Source organism: Actinomyces polynesiensis, from assembly GCF_000820725.1.
GTDB classification, from domain to species: domain Bacteria; phylum Actinomycetota; class Actinomycetes; order Actinomycetales; family Actinomycetaceae; genus Pauljensenia; species Pauljensenia polynesiensis.
Map to the genome: position 1 here is coordinate 1 of NZ_CCXH01000071.1, position 16,069 is coordinate 16,069.

Sequence of the window (16,069 nt, forward strand, 5' to 3'; positions counted from 1 at the left end):
CCGGGGGTCAGCCCGCCCGCTCCTCGCCCTCGACCCCGCGCCCGTCGACGACCGCGCGCCCCTCGACGTCCACCCCTGCGAGTGACCTGAGGAGGGCGGCTCCGGTGTCGGCGTCCGGGACGGTCACCGCGAACCGCCGTCCACGGGTGGTCGTCACCCCCAGGGCCGGGCCCCCGCGCAGGACGACGGCACGTCGCCCGGGTCTCCACCGGTACCCCCATCCGCCCCACTCCAGGGGTTGGAGGGCGCGCACGGCCTCGGCCCGGGCGACGTCGTGCAGGGGAATGCGGCGCAGCGGGATCCCGGTCAGGACGGGGACCACGCGCAGACCCCGGTGGTCGACGGTGACGCGGATCCGGGACAGCGAGAGCGGCACGAACACCACCACCACGACCGCCGCGACCATGACGACCACGAAGCCGGGGTCGCCACGGACCAGGACGAGCAGGGGCACCGCCGCGGCGCCCAGTGCGAGTGCGATCCACGTGAAGCCCGGCGCGCGCACCGTCCTCGTCCACGTCCCCGCCCGGTCCGGAGCGCCAGGACCGGCGTGGCCCGGTGGGCGCACCGCCCCCGACGCACCGTCGCCGCCTGCTGGTGGGTCGGGCTCGGTGTCCATGTCGCCATTGTCCGCGCGGGGCGCCCGCCGCGGGGCCGGTCCGCGTGGGTGCGCGCGCCCGCGCCGTGGGAGGATGACCCCGAGCTGGCCATCGCACCGAGGAGGAGCGCCCATGCCCCACCGTCGCGGAGCCGCGTCGTCGAACCGCCGTCCCCAGGGGGAGGACCCCGGCCTGCTCCTCGACGTCCGGCAGGTGACGCGCACGGTGTCGGGCCTGAGGATCCTGTCCGCGACCTCCCTGAAGGTGCGGGCGGGGACGTGCACCGTCCTGCGCGGCGAGAACGGCTCGGGCAAGACCACCCTGCTGCGTGTCCTGCTGGGGTTGGACGCCCCGACGACGGGCAGCGTCCGCCTCGTCCCGGGTGCCCTGGAGCGGCGCGACATCGCCCACGTCATCCAGCCACCGCCCTTCTTCGAGGACCTCACCGTCCTCGAGCACCTCCTCTTCGTCCGCGCCTCGTGGGGTCTGCCCTCGGGGACCGAGGCTCCGCTCGCACTGCTGCGGGCCTTCGACGCGGAGCGTCTCTCCCGTCACTTCCCCGACGAACTCTCCTCGGGGGAGAGACAGGTCGTCGCCCTCTGCCTGGGGCTGGCACGGCCCGCGCGCGTCCTCGTCCTCGACGAACCCGAGCAGCGCCTGGACACCGGACGCCGACGGGCCCTGGGGGACGCACTGCGCTCACGCATCGAGGCGGGACTCGCCGTCGTCATGGCGACCCATGCCCCCGACCTGACGGACGCCGTGGCTGACGAGGTCCTCACCCTCTCGGCCCCGGAGTGAGGGGACACCGGTGAGCAGCCCCATCCCCTCCGTCCCGCTCTCGGCCCCTCACCCGGGAAGGGCCGCACTCGCCCGCGCGCGTCGCATCGTGCACGAGGGCGGACCCACACGCCGCGACCTGGTCTACAGGGCCTATGTCGCGGTGCTGCTCGTGGCCATGATCGGGGTCCCGCTCCTGACGGGCCTGACCTCGGCGATTCCCGGGGACCGCGCCGCCGCCGTGGTGTGGGGGGCCCGGCAGTGGTTCGCACTGCCCCTGGTGCTCTGCGCCGTCGCACCGACCCACCTGGGACCGGTCATCACCTCCGCAGGTGAGCTCCACTACCTGGTCGACGGCCCCTTCGGGGCGCGCCGCGTACTGGCGGGACGGACCTGGACTGTGCTCGGCGCGGTGCTGGTGGTGGTCGGTGCCCTGGCCGTGACGGTGGCGGTCGGCCTGGGTCTGGACGGTCCCGCGGTCGCCACGACCACAGCCTGGGCACTGGGACAGGCCGCCCTCGTGGTCCTGGCACTGCTCGGCATCCAGAGCGCCTGGTCCCGACCGTCGCGTCTCCTCGCCGCCCTCACGGGGGCGGGACTCGCCGCCCTCGCGCACCTGGGCGGGCGCGGCGGGTGGACGTTGGGAGGACGCACCGACGCGGTGGTGGCCGCAGTCCTGGGTGTGGCCGTCTGCCTGACGGTGGCCGCCGTCCCCCTTCTGCTGGACCGCGTCCCGATGCGGGTGCTCGAGCACGACGTGCGCGTGCGCCACCTGATCCGCACGGGTCTGGGGACCGGGGACGTGGGGGCGCTGTCCGTCCACGACGGTCCGCGCCACCGGCACCTGCGCGGGCGGACACTCCCCTTCGGGGGTGAACTCCTGCGACGCACCGTCGCCGTGGGTGTGCTGGGTGCCATGAGAGCTCCCTGGCGCACGGCGGGCGCGTTGCTCGCCCTGGTGGCGGCCGGCACCTGGATCGGCGCCGTGATGTCCGGGGAGTCCTGGGCCTCCTCCGCCGGGGGACTCCCGAGCGTCCTGGCGGCCCCGGCTGCCCTGCTGGTCACCCAGTGGGCCTTCACCGTGCTGTCGGGACCGCTGACTGACGTCCTGGAGTCACTGGGAGCCGGACGCCTGGACCCTGCTCCCTTCGACCGGATGTACCTCGCCCACCTGGTGCTCCCCTGGTCGCTGGTGGTCGTGGTGACCGGGGTCGCCGCGGGTGTGGGCGCGGCGCTGGGTGGCACCACACCGGCGCCGGGCCAGTGGTCCACCGTCGCGGGGGGTCTGGTGCTGGTCGCCCTCGTCGCGCCGTGCACCTCCCTGGCGATGGTGGCCTCCTCCTCGCCTCCCCTGGCGCTCCTCACCCCGACACCCTCACCCTTCGGCGACTCCTCCTCCCTGGTCGTCGTCGCGTGGATGCTGCGCGGGCTGACTCCCGCCGCGGTCCTCGCGGCCGTGCTCGCGCTGGCGGTGGCACGGGTCCTGCCCGACGGTCGGGCGTTGTGGGGATGCGCCCTCGTCCTGCTGGTCGCATGCGTGGCCGTGGCGGGACTGCGGGCCCGGTCGCTGGCGCGCACGGACCGGCACGCCCGCGGCGAGGAACCGGCGACCGACTGAACCGGGGCCACCGAACCGCGGCCGGCTGAAGCGGGGCCACCGAACCGCGGCCGGCTGAAGCGGGGCCACTGCACCGGGGCCGGCCCGCCTTTATTGACTATCATTCTCAACATGATTAGCCTCGGGGGCTGAGTCAACATCAGCGCACGTCCCCGGCCCGAGGTGGCCGGGTGGAATCGGAGGATGACATGAGGGTTTCCCGGATGCTCGGCCGCGTCGTGGTGGCGGTCGCCGCCACGACGGCACTGGCGGCCTGCTCGACGGGTTCCGGCCAGTCAGGGACCGCTGACGAGAGCGGTCAGAGTGGTCAGAGCGGGGACGGGACGATCTCGCTCGTTGCCTCCACGAACGTCTGGGGCGATGTCGCATCGCAGGTGGCCGGTGACGCGGTGAGCGTCACGAGCATCATCTCCGATCCGGACACCGATCCCCACGAGTACCAGGCGGACGCCCGCACGCAGCTGGCCCTGTCGGACGCGACCGTGGTCGTGGAGAACGGCGGGGGTTACGACGACTTCGTCGACACCATGCTCTCCGCGGCGAAGTCGGAGGCCACGGTCATCAACGCCGTCGACGTCTCGGGTTTCGCCGCGACGCAGGGCGATGAGCTCAACGAGCACGTCTGGTACGACTACCCCACCGTGATCAAGGTCGCGGGCGCCATCGAGGAGGCCCTCTCGAAGGCCGACCCGGACAACGCCTCGACGTTCGAGTCGAACCTCGCCACCTTCACCACCAAGGTCGAGGGCCTGGAGAAGGCGGCGGCCGAGGTCAAGTCGGCCCACGCCGGCGCCGGAGTCGCGATCACCGAGCCGGTGCCGCTGTACCTGCTGGAGGCCATGGGCCTGGACAACAAGACCCCCGAGGCCTTCTCCGAGGCCATCGAGGAGGAGACCGACGTCCCCGCCACCGTCCTGGACGAGACGCTCAAGCTCTTCAGCGACCACCAGGTGGATGCACTCGTCTACAACGAGCAGACGACCGGCCCCCAGACCGAGGCCGTCCTCTCCGCGGCGAAGGATGCGGACATCCCGGTCGTGCCCGTCCAGGAGACCCTGCCCGCCGGACTCGACTACGTCAGCTGGCAGCAGAAGATCATCGACGAGATCTCTGCCGCACTGTCCAAGTGACACATCGGGATCCCCGGTCCCGCGACCTAGAATCGGTCGCAGGGCCGGGGATCCTCCCGTTCCCGGTCGCACTGCCACCGGAGGAAGAGGAACACATGTCGTCTGAGGTCGGGTCGCAGGGCCCCGCGGCGGACCCCCACCCGGGCCCCACCCCACCACCCCTCCACCCACGCCCCTCCGGGGCGCCTGCGGCAGGGACCGCGCAGGGGACCCCCGTCGTGTCCTACACGGACGCCGAACTCACACTGGGGGGACGCGTCCTGTGGCAGCACCTCTCCATCGACATCCACCCCGGTGAGTTCATCGCAATCCTCGGGGCGAACGGTGCCGGCAAGACCAGCCTCCTGCGCACGCTGCTCGGCGAGTACTCCCTGAGCGCCGGGGACGTGCGCATCTTCGGGGAGTCGGTCAGCCGCGGCGACGCCCGCATCGGCTACGTGCCCCAGCAGACCATGGCGGACCCTGGCCTGCCCCTGCGTGCCCGCGACCTCGTGGCGCTGGGGGTCGACGGACGCAACTGGGGCACCGGCCTGCCCAGCGCGGCACGCCGCGCCCGGGTCGCCGAACTCCTCGAGGCCGTCGGCGCCACCCGCTACGCCAGGACGCCGGTCGGTCTGCTCTCCGGCGGTGAGCAGCAGCGCGTCCGCATGGCCCAGGCGCTCGCCGGGGACCCCGCACTGCTCCTGTGCGACGAGCCCCTGCTCTCCCTGGACGTGCGACGCCAGGCCGAGATCATCGACCTCATCGACTCCCAGCGCGCCAGACGCGGTTTCGCAGTGCTCATGGTCACCCACGACGTCAATCCCGTGATCGACTACATCGACCGGGTCATGTACGTCGCCAACGGTCGCATCCGGGTCGGCACCACCGACGAGGTGATGCGCTCCGACGTGCTCTCCGAACTCTACGGATCCGAGGTGGACGTCATCCGCCAGGACGGCCGCGTCTTCGTCGCGGGCGCACCCGAGCACCGACACCACCCGGCCCCCACGACCACCGCCACCTGGAAGTGACACCCATGATGAACGCACTGGCCCTGCCACTCCCGATGGACTCCACGGACACGTCCCTGTGGAACAAGCTCTTCGACTTCTCCGACTACGGCCAGCTGGTCGCACTGCTGACGAACTCGATCCTCGCCGGCGCGGTGCTCTCCGTGGTCGGAGGCCTCATCGCCGTCTTCGTCATGCAGCGCGACATGGCCTTCGCCGTGCACGGGATCTCCGAGCTGTCCTTCTCCGGGGGTGCGGCGGGCCTCCTGTTCGGGATCGGTGTGGTCAAGGGCGCACTCGTCGGATCCCTCATCGCAGCCGCCCTCATCGGCCTCATGGGGTCCAAGGCCCGGGACCGCAACTCGATCATCGCCGTGCTCATGCCCTTCGGACTCGGCCTCGGGATCCTCTTCCTGTCCCTGGCCCCCGGGCGCACGGCGAACAAGTTCGGGCTGCTCACCGGCCAGATCGTCGCCATCGACGACCCCCGTCTGGATGCCCTGACGATCATCTCCGTCATCGTCACCCTCGGACTGCTCGCGATCTGGCGCCCCCTGACCTTCGCGAGCATGGACCCCGACGTCGCCGAGGCCCGCGGCGTGCCGACCCGCTTCCTCTCCCTCGCCTTCATGATGCTGCTGGGGCTCGCGGTGGCGGTGAGCGTCCAGATCGTCGGTGCCTTCCTGGTCCTCTCGATCCTGGTGACCCCGGCTGCCGCAGCCATGCGCCTGTCCTCCTCGCCGGTGGTCGTACCACTCCTGTCGGTGCTGTTCGCGTTCATCTCCCTGGTGGGGGGCATCATGCTCTCCCTGGGGGCGTCGGTGCCGGTGAGCCCCTACGTCACGACGATCTCCTTCCTCATCTACCTCATCGCCAACGGGGTGTGGCACCTGCGCAATGCGCGCCAGCGTCGCGCGGTGGCCGCCACCGAGGCGGCCGAGATCGCCCGCCGGGAGGCCGAGGGCGCCCCGGCGACGCACTGAACTGGACCCTGACCTGACGGGGCGCTGGTGCCCGTGGGCGGGTCCGGGCCACCCCATCGCGGGCTCCGGAGGACGGACACGGGAGGAGGAGAGAGTTGCGCACCCGCATCCCCGTCATTGCGCTGACGGGCTACCTGGGTTCGGGCAAGACGACCGTGCTCAACCACCTCCTGCGGAGGGAGGGCACGCGCGCGGGAGTGGTGGTCAACGACTTCGGCGCCGTCAACGTGGATGCCGGACTGGTCTCCGGACAGGTCGACCAACCGATGTCCATCTCCGGTGGGTGCCTGTGCTGCCTGCCCGCCGCGGGCGGTCTGGATCTCGCCCTCGAGAGGCTCGCGCACCCGCGTCTCTCCCTGGATGCCATCATCGTGGAGGCCAGCGGGGTGGCAGACCCTCTCGCCCTGTCCCGCCTCATCAGGACCAGCACCGCACCGGGCATCCGACCCGCCGGTGTCATCGAGGTGGTGGACGTCGTCGAGTACTTCCGCACCGTGGACACCCGGTTCCTCCCCCCGGCCCGTCTCGCCGCCGCTTCCCTGGTCCTGCTCAACAAGGTCGACCGGCTGGACGGTGGGCAGGACTCCCCGGAACTGGCGTGCATCACCGGGAGGATCCGTCAGGTCAACCCCCGGGTCATGGTCGTCCCCACCGTCGGAGGTCGCATCGACCCCACCCTCGTGTTCGACATCGCGGGCGACGATGACCCCCAGGACCAGCTCCCGCTGGCGCAGCTCTCCCGGCAGTGGCACCCCGACCGGGAGGGGGAGCACGCCCACGCCCGCCCCCACGCGCAAGCGGACACGGTGACGGTCACGACACCCTCGGCGGCCAACCCCTCCCGCCTGCTCGCACTGCTCAGGGAGCGACTCCCGGAGGTCTACCGGCTCAAGGGTCAGGTCAGCGTTGCCGCACCCGGCGGCACCCGCCGTTTCCTCGTCAACTCCGTCGGGGGCGACGTCCGGCTCGAGCGACGCCCGGACTCCCCCGACCAGCCCGGCGGTGAACTGGTGGCCATCGGCGTGCACATGGACGTGTCCCACACGCGCACCCTGTTGGAGCGGGCGCTGGAGGGGAGCACCAGCGGGCTCCCCTCCTCCGCGCTCACGGATGCCCTCCACCAACTGGACCACCTCTGCCGGCCCAGCATCTGAGGACAGGCCCGGCGACCGATGGGGCGCGCCGGAGGTCAGCTGACCGGTGGTGCTGGAAGGCAGCAGGCGGGTCATGCCGGAGGTCACCGGGAGGCCCCAGACCGGCCACCTGACGGGACGGAGGGGACCCCGAGGGTTTTCGCGACTTCCGCGTCGAGGAAAGGTCGTCCTGACCCGGACTCCAGAAACACCCTTTGACCTGCAACGACGTGATCCAGCGGTCGAGGTGTTGCGGGGAATGGCACTCTGGGGACATCGGAGATCCGACACCATGATCCTCGGAGGTCAACATGTCCTCCCTCGAACTCCCCCGCGTCAGCGCCTGCTCCGTCGAGAGCTGCTCCTACAACCACGCCGATGCCTGCTCCGCTGCCGCCGTGACCATCGGCTCCAAGCCGGAGGCGTCCTGCGCCACCTTCATCCCGCTGGGCGTCAAGGGCGGCCTCGATCGTGTGACCAGCTTCGTCGGAGCCTGCACGAAGGCCGACTGCAGCCACAACAGCCACCTGGAGTGCACCGCCGCCTCGATCCGCATCGGCGCCGACAAGGCGGACTGCCTCACCCACTCCGCTCGCTGAGCGACCTCGCGGACCCGTCACACGGGTCGCCACACTCCACATCGATGCTCCCGGGGAGCGCCTGACGGGCGCCCTCCGGGAGCATCTCTCGTCGTGCCACATCCGGAAACCGCGTCGACGTGTCCCGGAGGGACCGTCCGGGTCCCGTCGGGCCGCCTGCGCCCCCACTGCTCGAGCGCCGTGCCGACGAAGTGGGGTCTCGAGGTCTGAAACGGTCGGATTCCTGGCGGAACTGCCATCGAGACCCCGTCTCGTCACCTCCGGACGTCGCGGACGTGCCGCAGCCCAGCGTCGGGCGCCGCGCCGCCGAGTGCGGAGGCGGAGCTCAGGCCCCGTCCTGACCGGCCGCCTCGGGATCAGCGCCACAGGACGTCGTCGGTGACGGCTCCGGGTCAGCGCCGCAGGAGCCGGGCCCGGACACCACCGGATCCGCACCACACGGTGTCTGTGCCTCATCGGCCGGGGAGACGACCGACCGCCCGGAGGGATCGGCGCCACAGTCCTGCCCCGCGGACGGTGAGGGATCCGCGCCACAGCTCTGACCGGTGGTCGACTCCGGTGATGGCTCCGGAGAGGGATCGGAGCCGCACTCCTCCCCCAGGGTCACGGCCAGGCGGCCGTCGGGGTCGAGGCGCCGCAGGACCTCCAGGCACAGCCGGGCCAGGTCCTCGATGTCCGCGCCGTCGAGCCCACCCAGGACCAGGTCCCGCACCGCATCACCGTAGGCGGGTGCAGCCCGTCGGAAGGCCTCGGCTCCGGAGTCGGTCAGCACCGCATTGGTCGCTCGGGCATCCGCCGCACACTGTTCCTTGGTCACCAGTCCCCTGCGTTCCAGACCACTCACGACCCGCGAGAGCCGCGGAAGGGTGGCGTTCGTGCGTGAGGCGAGGGCGCTGAGGCGGAGCCGGTGGTCCGGCGCCTCGGACAGGGACTCGAGAAGGGTGTACTCGAACGCCGTGAGACGGAACCCGTGGAGACGACGGTCGAGCGCCGGGGGGAGCAGCTCGAGGAGGGCGCGCAGCCGCGCGATCGCGACGCGTTCCCCGTACCCCAGGCCCGTGGGTCCATCCGTTGTCATGGAGCCGATCCTACCATTGGTTGCACCTACAACCAATGTGGTCTACTGTCATTGCTTGTAGATACAACCAATGAGGGTGACCTCCATGGCCACCCCTCGGACACACGCCTCCGGGCGGGAAGGAACCACCATGACCAGCTTCACCATCTTCGGCACCGGCACCATGGCCACCGCGATCGACGGGATCCTCCAGGCGGGCGGTAGCTCCGTCGACCACATCGCCCACGACGAGGTCGGCACCAAGGCCGTCACCGGCGAGGTCGTCATCCTCGCGGTCCCCTACCCCGCCGTCGACCCGATCCTCACGGCCCACGGCGACCAGCTCGTCGGGAAGACCGTCGTCGACATCACCAATCCCCTGGACTTCCAGACCTTCGACTCCCTGGTCGTCCCGGTCGGCTCCTCCGCCGCGGCCGAGATCCAGGCGAAGCTCCCGCACAGCCACGTGCTCAAGGCCTTCAACACGACCTTCGCGGCCACGCTGACCTCCGGCAGGGTCGGGAACGACCCGACGACCGTCCTGATCGCCGGCGACGACGAGCAGGCCAAGGCCACCCTCTCCGCCGCGGTCGAGGCCGGAGGCCTCGCCGCCGTCGACGCCGGTTCCCTCAGGCGTGCCCACGAGCTCGAGGCCCTCGGCTTCCTCCAGCTGACCCTGGCCGCGGGCGAGAAGATCTCCTGGACCGGCGGTTTCGCCGTGGTCCGCTGAACTCCACCCCCGCACGACCTCTCCCGATCGGAGCCGACATGAGCATCCCCGGACCCGGCCCCACCACGGCCCCCACGGATCCCGGACGGGTCATCAACCCCGCCGCCTCGATGGACGCCCCGACGCTGCGGGTCGGTGACCTGGGGACCATGTCCTCCTACTACGCCCGGGCCTTCGCCCTGGAGCCGATCGAGGAGGCCACGCGCGGACGGGAGGTCCACCGCGTGCTCGGACGCGCGGGAGTCCCGATGGTGCGCCTGGTCTCCACCCCCGACCTCCCGGTGTCGGACCCCCGCCAGGCCGGTCTCTTCCACACGGCGTTCCTGTTCCCCGACGCCTCCGCGCTCGCCGCCACCGTGCACCGGGCCGCCCTGGACCCCCGCAGCCGCTTCGTGGGGTCCTCCGACCACGCGGTCTCCGAGGCCTTCTACTTCACCGACCCCGAGGGCAACGGGGTGGAGCTCTACACCGACCGCGAGCGCTCCCGCTGGCCACGCAGGGACGGCCAGGTCGAGATGACGACGACCTGGCTGGATCCCAACGCCTACCTGCGTGACCACCTCACGCAGGAGGCGGTCGACACCCCGGGTGCCAGCGGGGTGCGGGTGGGGCACGTCCACCTCCAGGTCGGAGACCTCGCGGCGGCCGAGGCGTTCTACGTGGGGGCGCTCGGCTTCGAGGTCACCCAGCGCGACTACCCCGGCGCCCTGTTCGTCTCCGCGGGCGGCTACCACCACCACCTGGCGATGAACACGTGGAACAGCCGGGGTGCGGGCCCCCGCGCCGCCAGCCTGGGCCTGGGGGAGGTCGCGATCACCGTGCCCGGACGTGAGGACCTGGATGCCCTCTCCGCCCGACTGCGTGCCGCCCGCCTCCCCTTCGAGGACAGCGGCACCCACATCGCGGTGACGGACCCCTGGCACACGCGCCTGACCGTGTCCCTGCCGGGCCGCAGTGTCGAGGAGGTCCTGGACCGGTGAGCGGTGGACAGGCACACGGACGGCCGCACGACGCGCCGACTGGGAGCGCACGGGGAGCAGCGTCCGACCGCACGGAGGGCCTCTTCGCCGTGGGGAGCAGGAACCTCGGTGAAGACCGGGAGCACCCCAACGTGCTCCTCCTGCACGGGTTCGGGGCCCACGAGGGCGACCTCGCCGCGCTCGCGGACCGGGTTGCCCCGGGGTGGCCCTGGGCGTCGCTGCGGGCACCGGTCGAACTCGCCCCCGGATCCCACGCGTGGTTCCGCATCACGACCCCCGGCTCACCCGAACCCGCCCGGGTCGCCCCCGCCACCGACGCACTGTGGAGGTGGATCGACGAGCACCTGGGTGAGGAGTCGCGGGTCGTGCCCCTGGGTTTCTCCCAGGGAGGGCTCATGGCCACCGAACTGCTGCGCAGCCGACCACGACGCGTCCCGGCCGCCGTGGTCCTGGCGGGCTTCGTCCGCGGCGGGTCACACCCGGGCGACGTCGAACTGGCGGTGCTGCGCCCGCCACTCTTCTGGGGCCGCGGTGACCGGGACCAGGTCATCGCCACCCATGCCGTGCAACGCACCGCCTCCTGGCTCCCGGGACACACCAGCCCGGAGACGCACATCTACCCGGGTCTGCCCCACGCGATCAGCGCTGAGGAGATCAGCGACGTCCGGGAGTTCCTGGGGCGCACCGTCGGAGCCTGAACGTGTAGCCCGGCGACCCACCCGCCCGGCCAGTGCGATCCGCCCGGGCGGAGCCCAGGGCCCCGGACGACTCTCCCCCCACGGACGTCCCGGGAAGGGTTCAGGCGGGCAGGCCGTCCAACCAGGCACCGAACACCGCACGCGCCCGCGACGCGAGTTCGGGCCCGTACCTCCGGGCGTCGTCCCGCAGCACCTGCGGATCGATCCCGTTCGAGGCGAGTTCGTGCGCGTGCCCGATCAGCCACTGCTCGATGCGGGTGTGGTCGGCCTCCGGGTGGAACTGGAGCGCCAGGACCTCCGCCCCGCGCGTGAAGGCCTGGTTGGGGAAGCCGGGGGTCCCGGCCAGTCGCTCGGCACCCGCCGGGACGGCGAACTGGTCGCCGTGCCAGTGCAGGACCGGCGTGTCACCGATCCCCGCGAGGACGGAGTCGCGCCCCGCCCTCGTCCACGTGAGCGGACCGTACCCGATCTCGACACGGCCCGTCGGCGTGACCGGAGCCCCGAGGGCCGCAGCGATGAGCTGGGCACCCAGGCAGATGCCGAGCGTGGGACCGCCCTCGTCGAGGCGCGCGCGGATGGCGGCGAGCTCCCCGGCGAGGAAGGGGTAGCGCCCCTGGTCCCCGACACCGATGGGGCCCCCGAGGACGACGAGGAGGTCCGCCGCCACGAGTGCGGCGGGGTCGAGCACGTCGACACCGGCCTGCAGGTAGGTGACACGGTGGCCCCGCCCGACCAGGAGCGGCTCCAGGATGCCGAGGTCCTCGAAGGCGACGTGACGGATGACGAGGGCGTCTCGGTCCATGGGTGGTCTCCTCTGCCGCGGCCGGTGTGGCCCCATCGTAGGGCCGCCCGGGGGGGTCGGGGCAGACGGCCCGGCCCGAGGGAGCGGGCCCCGCGTGCGGATTTCACGCCGTTCAGGATTGGGGCCCCGTGGCGACGACCCCGCCAGTCCCGGAGGCTCGGGAAGAACGCGCACCGGAGCGTTGTCAAGACAGATGCGCAGGTTGTGGGCATGTAGGCAGGTCCACCTGGATCCTTGGGATGTGACGAGGGCGGACGTAGAATTCCACTACAACGGTCAGTTTCCGCGAGTGAGGAAGGCACACCATGTCCTTGGTCAACACAGTCATCCAACCCTTCACCGTCAATGCCTACAGGCAGGGCGAGTTCATCGAGGTGACGGACGCGGACCTGCGGGGGACCTGGAACGTGCTGATGTTCTACCCCGGCGACTTCACCTTCGTGTGCCCCACCGAACTGGAGGACCTCGCCGACCACTACGACGAGTTCCAGGCGCTCGGCGTCGAGGTCTACAGCGCCTCGACCGACTCCCACTTCTCCCACAAGGCCTGGCACGACACCTCCGAGGCCGTGGGCAAGGTGCAGTACGCGATGCTCGGCGACCTCAAGAAGGAACTCTCCCGCAACTTCGACGTCCTCGACGAGGAGTCGGGACAGGCCATGCGCGGGACCTTCGTGATCGACCCCGAGGGCCGCATCCGCGTCATGGAGGTCAACGACTCCGGCATCGGGCGCGACGCCCGGGAGTTGCTCCGCAAGGTCCGGGCCGCCCAGTACATCACCGCCCACCCGGACGAGGTCTGCCCCGCCCACTGGGAGCAGGGCGAGGAGACCCTCACCCCCTCGCTGGACCTCGTGGGCAAGATCTGATGCTCGACCCCACACTGACGACCCAGCTCAGCACGTACCTGGAGTACGTCACACGGCCCGTGGAACTGCGGGCCGCCACCGATGACTCCACCACCGGGCGGAGGATGTCGGAGCTCCTGGGGGAGATCGCGGCACTGTCCGACCGGCTCTCCGTGGTCGAGGACCCCTCGGAGGACGTCAGGCGCCCCTCCTTCCTCATCACGAACCCGGGTGAGGACACGGGCCTGCGCTTCGCGGGTGTGCCCCTGGGCCATGAGTTCACGTCCCTGGTGCTGGCACTCCTGCAGGTCGGGGGCCACCCCTCCACGGAGGACCCCGCCCTGCAGCAGCGCGCCCGGGAGCTCACCGGCCCCCTGCACTTCGAGACGTTCTTCTCGCTGAGCTGCCAGAACTGCCCGACCGTGGTCCAGGCGCTGGACCTCATGGCCGTGCTGAACCCACAGGTCACGCACACCGCCATCGAGGGCTCCGCCTTCGAGGCCGAGGCCGAGGAGCGGGGCATCCGCTCCGTGCCCACGGTCTTCCTCAACGGGGAGCCCTTCGGGCAGGGCCGCATGAGCCTGGAGAAGATCCTCGACAAGGTCGCCCCGCTGGCACCCGAGGACCGTTCGGACACGCCCGCCATCCCGGCCGAGCACGACGTGCTGGTCATCGGCGGAGGACCCGCCGGGGCCACCGCCGCCATCTACACCGCCCGCAAGGGCCTGAGCACCGCACTGGTCGCGGACCGCATGGGTGGGCAGGTCCTGGACACCGCGGCGATCGAGAACCTCCCCTCCCTGACGCGTGTCGAGGGCCCCGCCTACGGCCAGCAGTTGGAGACGCACGTGCGCGAGTACGAGGTCGACGTCCTGCCCGACCGTCGCGCGGTCGCCCTGGAGCCCGCAGCGGACGACTCGCCCCTCGCGGCCGTGGTGCGCCTGGAGGACGGCACCGAGCTCGGCGCCCGCACCGTGGTCCTGGCCACCGGCGCCCACTGGCGCCAGCTGGGTGTCCCGGGCGAGGAGGAGTACCGCAACAAGGGCGTCACCTACTGCCCCCACTGCGACGGGCCCCTGTTCAAGGGCAAGCGCGTCGCCGTGATCGGCGGGGGCAACTCCGGCATCGAGGCGGCCATCGACCTGGCGGGCGTCGCGGCACATGTCGACGTCGTCGAGTTCGACACCAGGCTGCGTGCGGACGAGGTCCTCCTGCACACGCTGGGCACCCTGGGAAACGTCGACGTCCACGTCAACGCCGCGACCCAGGAGGTCCTCGGTGACGGACGCGGCGTGACCGGGCTGCGCGTGGTGGACCGCGAGTCGGGTGCGGAGTCCACGCTCCCCCTGGACGGCGTCTTCGTCCAGATCGGCCTGCTGCCCAACACCGGGTGGCTCAAGGGGTCGGTGGATCTCACCCCACGCGGGGAGATCGTCGTGGACGAGTCCCTGCGCACCTCCGTGGAGGGCGTCTACGCCGCCGGTGACTGCACGACCTCGCGCTACAAGCAGATCGTGGTGGCCGCCGGGGAGGGTGCCCAGGCAGCCCTGGGCGCCTTCGACCACCTGATCCGCACGGTGGCCTGAGCGGGGCGGAGCCGGGAGGACGGGCAACCCTCCTCCCGGCGAAGTCCGCTCTGTTCGGGGCACGAGGTCCGCTCTGTTCGCCCCTTGAGGACCGCTCTGTTCGCCCCTCGAGGTCCGTCCCCCGGCCCGTCACGGCGCACCGCGCCGGCACCGCGCGCGCCTTCGAGTGCACCCCACACCGAGGACCGGACCGGAGGTGTCCACGGCTCCAGAGCTCCACTGCGTCGCATCCTGCCGACAGGAGAACTCCCCGGGACCGTCGTGTAGCAGGATGGGGCGTGGGAAGCGTCCCGCGTCGGCCGCTCCCCTCGCCCGGTCGAAGGCCCCGACCCCCGCATCCGACGCACCCCACCACGCTGGAGGCCCCGTGAGACTGTTCCAGTGCCCCTCCTGCCAGCACATCGTCTACTTCGACAATGATGCCTGCGTCAACTGCGGCGTGGAACTCTCCTTCTCGCGGGCCGAGCACGCCATGGTCGCCCTCGTCGACGGGGAATGGACGGACGGGGACGGCACGCCCTGGCGGCGGTGCCGCAACCACGCCATCGGCTGCAACTGGGTCTGCACCGGGGAGACGGACCTGTGCGACGCCTGCCTGCTCGTGCGTCACGTCCCCGACCTCATCGACGACACCGTCCGGGGGTACCTGCACGACACGGGCGTCGCAGTGCGCCGCCTCGTCCACCAGCTCGACGACCTGGGCCTCCCCATCGTCAGCCACCGCGACAAGCCCGACGGCGGCCTCGCCTTCGACCTCGACGCGTCCACGGACGACAAGAAGGTCATGATCGGCCATCTCAACGGCGTGATCACCATCGACATCACCGAGGCCCAGGACTCCCACCGTGAAGCCCTGCGAGCCCTGCTCGACGAGCAGTACCGCACGATGCTCGGCCACTTCCGCCACGAGATCGGCCACTACTACTGGCAGGCACTGGTCTCACCGGACCAGGAGCTGCTGGCGGAGTTCCGCGGGATCTTCGGTGACGAGCGCCAGGACTACGGTGCCGCGCTCGACGCCCACTACGGGGAGGACGGCGCGGGGACGCCGTGGCAGGACTCCTACATCTCCCAGTACGCCACCACCCACCCCTGGGAGGACTTCGCCGAGACCTTCGCACACTTCCTGCACATCACGGACACGCTGCAGACGGCGGCCGCGCACGGCATCCAGATGCCGTCGATTCCCGGGGACTGGCCCCCCGAGGTCGCCGCCGCGATGGTCTCGGTCCCCCGCATCGACCCACTGCAGGACCCGGACATGGGCCAGATCCTGCGGCGTTGGTTGCCGCTGGCTGCCGCACTGAACGAGGTCAACCGCGCCATGGGCAAGCGGGACCTCTACCCCTTCGTCATCCCTGATGCGGTCGTCGGCAAGCTCGAGTTCGTCCTGCGCCTGGTGCGGAAGGGCGCCGCCACGGAGGCGGACGGTCCCGGGTCCACGAGGGCGGAGCCCACTTCTCCGCATTCCTGAACGACCGGGGGCTGCGGTTCGCGGATCGGGCCGTGCCCCAGGCTTCAGTCGAGGCGTGCC

The 16,069-nt window shown here is 71.5% G+C and carries 16 protein-coding genes; 13 read left to right on the forward strand and 3 right to left on the reverse strand.

Annotation, left to right across the window (positions count from 1 at the left end; all coding sequences use genetic code 11):
• Positions 1-7: 7 nt before the first annotated feature.
• A complete protein-coding gene (locus TA90_RS02500; RefSeq protein WP_147513325.1) occupies positions 8-619 on the reverse strand; it encodes a hypothetical protein in 612 nt (203 codons plus the stop codon).
• Positions 620-731: 112 nt separating this feature from the next.
• Here TA90_RS02500 and TA90_RS02505 point away from each other — a divergent pair, with 112 nt between their 5' ends.
• From TA90_RS02505 to TA90_RS02535, 7 genes are all read left to right on the forward strand, one after another.
• On the forward strand, positions 732-1,400 hold the full coding sequence (locus TA90_RS02505) for an ABC transporter ATP-binding protein (protein ID WP_052450406.1): 669 nt from the start codon (positions 732-734) through the stop codon (positions 1,398-1,400).
• A gap of 10 nt (positions 1,401-1,410) precedes the next feature.
• A complete protein-coding gene (locus TA90_RS02510; protein WP_043534449.1) occupies positions 1,411-2,997 on the forward strand; it encodes a hypothetical protein in 1,587 nt (528 codons plus the stop codon).
• Positions 2,998-3,185: 188 nt separating this feature from the next.
• Positions 3,186-4,127 (forward strand): metal ABC transporter solute-binding protein, Zn/Mn family, encoded by a 942-nt coding sequence (locus TA90_RS02515; protein ID WP_197067817.1) that lies wholly within the window; start codon positions 3,186-3,188, stop codon positions 4,125-4,127.
• A 95-nt stretch (positions 4,128-4,222) separates the two neighbouring features.
• On the forward strand, positions 4,223-5,140 hold the full coding sequence (locus tag TA90_RS02520; RefSeq protein ID WP_082031284.1) for a metal ABC transporter ATP-binding protein: 918 nt from the start codon (positions 4,223-4,225) through the stop codon (positions 5,138-5,140).
• Positions 5,141-5,145: 5 nt separating this feature from the next.
• The gene (locus TA90_RS02525; RefSeq protein WP_197067818.1) at positions 5,146-6,102 is read left to right on the forward strand and encodes a metal ABC transporter permease; all 957 of its coding nucleotides are present in this window, start codon (positions 5,146-5,148) and stop codon (positions 6,100-6,102) included.
• Between the two features lie 95 nt (positions 6,103-6,197).
• On the forward strand, positions 6,198-7,256 hold the full coding sequence (locus tag TA90_RS02530; RefSeq protein ID WP_043534451.1) for a CobW family GTP-binding protein: 1,059 nt from the start codon (positions 6,198-6,200) through the stop codon (positions 7,254-7,256).
• Between the two features lie 290 nt (positions 7,257-7,546).
• On the forward strand, positions 7,547-7,834 hold the full coding sequence (locus TA90_RS02535; protein ID WP_043534452.1) for a DUF1540 domain-containing protein: 288 nt from the start codon (positions 7,547-7,549) through the stop codon (positions 7,832-7,834).
• 325 nt (positions 7,835-8,159) lie between these two features.
• Here TA90_RS02535 and TA90_RS02540 read toward each other — a convergent pair whose 3' ends face one another.
• The gene (locus tag TA90_RS02540) at positions 8,160-8,912 is read right to left on the reverse strand and encodes a MarR family winged helix-turn-helix transcriptional regulator (protein ID WP_074015242.1); all 753 of its coding nucleotides are present in this window, start codon (positions 8,910-8,912) and stop codon (positions 8,160-8,162) included.
• Between the two features lie 130 nt (positions 8,913-9,042).
• On the opposite strand from TA90_RS02540, the gene TA90_RS02545 reads away from it, so the two are divergent.
• From TA90_RS02545 to TA90_RS02555, 3 genes are all read left to right on the forward strand, one after another.
• Positions 9,043-9,621: an NADPH-dependent F420 reductase gene (locus TA90_RS02545; RefSeq protein ID WP_043534453.1), complete on the forward strand. Its 579-nt coding sequence runs from the start codon at positions 9,043-9,045 to the stop codon at positions 9,619-9,621.
• A 38-nt stretch (positions 9,622-9,659) separates the two neighbouring features.
• On the forward strand, positions 9,660-10,601 hold the full coding sequence (locus TA90_RS02550) for a VOC family protein (RefSeq protein WP_043534454.1): 942 nt from the start codon (positions 9,660-9,662) through the stop codon (positions 10,599-10,601).
• 89 nt (positions 10,602-10,690) lie between these two features.
• Complete coding sequence (locus tag TA90_RS02555; protein WP_074015245.1) at positions 10,691-11,299, forward strand: alpha/beta hydrolase; 609 nt, start codon at positions 10,691-10,693, stop codon at positions 11,297-11,299.
• A gap of 100 nt (positions 11,300-11,399) precedes the next feature.
• Here TA90_RS02555 and TA90_RS02560 read toward each other — a convergent pair whose 3' ends face one another.
• Positions 11,400-12,101, reverse strand: coding sequence for a glutamine amidotransferase (locus tag TA90_RS02560; protein WP_043534455.1), 702 nt, complete (start codon positions 12,099-12,101; stop codon positions 11,400-11,402).
• Between the two features lie 305 nt (positions 12,102-12,406).
• On the opposite strand from TA90_RS02560, the gene ahpC reads away from it, so the two are divergent.
• The 3 genes from ahpC to TA90_RS02575 all read left to right on the forward strand — a co-directional run bounded on the left by ahpC (position 12,407) and on the right by TA90_RS02575 (position 16,009).
• Positions 12,407-12,970, forward strand: a complete 564-nt coding sequence (gene ahpC, locus TA90_RS02565; RefSeq protein ID WP_043534456.1) for an alkyl hydroperoxide reductase subunit C — start codon at positions 12,407-12,409, stop codon at positions 12,968-12,970.
• Positions 12,970-14,535 (forward strand): alkyl hydroperoxide reductase subunit F, encoded by a 1,566-nt coding sequence (gene ahpF / locus TA90_RS02570; RefSeq protein WP_043534457.1) that lies wholly within the window; start codon positions 12,970-12,972, stop codon positions 14,533-14,535. Before ahpC ends, ahpF begins: the two co-directional genes overlap by 1 nt.
• A 367-nt stretch (positions 14,536-14,902) precedes the next feature.
• Entirely contained in the window at positions 14,903-16,009 is a 1,107-nt protein-coding gene (locus tag TA90_RS02575; protein ID WP_043534458.1) for a zinc-binding metallopeptidase family protein, read from the forward strand.
• Positions 16,010-16,069 lie beyond the last annotated feature (60 nt).

Bases quoted from the DNA above. Each gene is read 5' to 3' on its own strand.
- TA90_RS02500 (WP_147513325.1), bottom strand. From the start codon at position 619: ATGGACACCGAGCCCGACCCACCAGCAGGCGGCGACGGTGCGTCGGGG.
- TA90_RS02505 (WP_052450406.1), top strand. From the start codon at position 732: ATGCCCCACCGTCGCGGAGCCGCGTCGTCGAACCGCCGTCCCCAGGGG.
- TA90_RS02515 (WP_197067817.1), top strand. From the start codon at position 3,186: ATGAGGGTTTCCCGGATGCTCGGCCGCGTCGTGGTGGCGGTCGCCGCC.
- TA90_RS02520 (WP_082031284.1), top strand. From the start codon at position 4,223: ATGTCGTCTGAGGTCGGGTCGCAGGGCCCCGCGGCGGACCCCCACCCG.
- TA90_RS02525 (WP_197067818.1), top strand. From the start codon at position 5,146: ATGATGAACGCACTGGCCCTGCCACTCCCGATGGACTCCACGGACACG.
- TA90_RS02535 (WP_043534452.1), top strand. From the start codon at position 7,547: ATGTCCTCCCTCGAACTCCCCCGCGTCAGCGCCTGCTCCGTCGAGAGC.
- TA90_RS02540 (WP_074015242.1), bottom strand. From the start codon at position 8,912: ATGACAACGGATGGACCCACGGGCCTGGGGTACGGGGAACGCGTCGCG.
- TA90_RS02545 (WP_043534453.1), top strand. From the start codon at position 9,043: ATGACCAGCTTCACCATCTTCGGCACCGGCACCATGGCCACCGCGATC.
- TA90_RS02550 (WP_043534454.1), top strand. From the start codon at position 9,660: ATGAGCATCCCCGGACCCGGCCCCACCACGGCCCCCACGGATCCCGGA.
- TA90_RS02560 (WP_043534455.1), bottom strand. From the start codon at position 12,101: ATGGACCGAGACGCCCTCGTCATCCGTCACGTCGCCTTCGAGGACCTC.
- ahpC (WP_043534456.1), top strand. From the start codon at position 12,407: ATGTCCTTGGTCAACACAGTCATCCAACCCTTCACCGTCAATGCCTAC.
- ahpF (WP_043534457.1), top strand. From the start codon at position 12,970: ATGCTCGACCCCACACTGACGACCCAGCTCAGCACGTACCTGGAGTAC.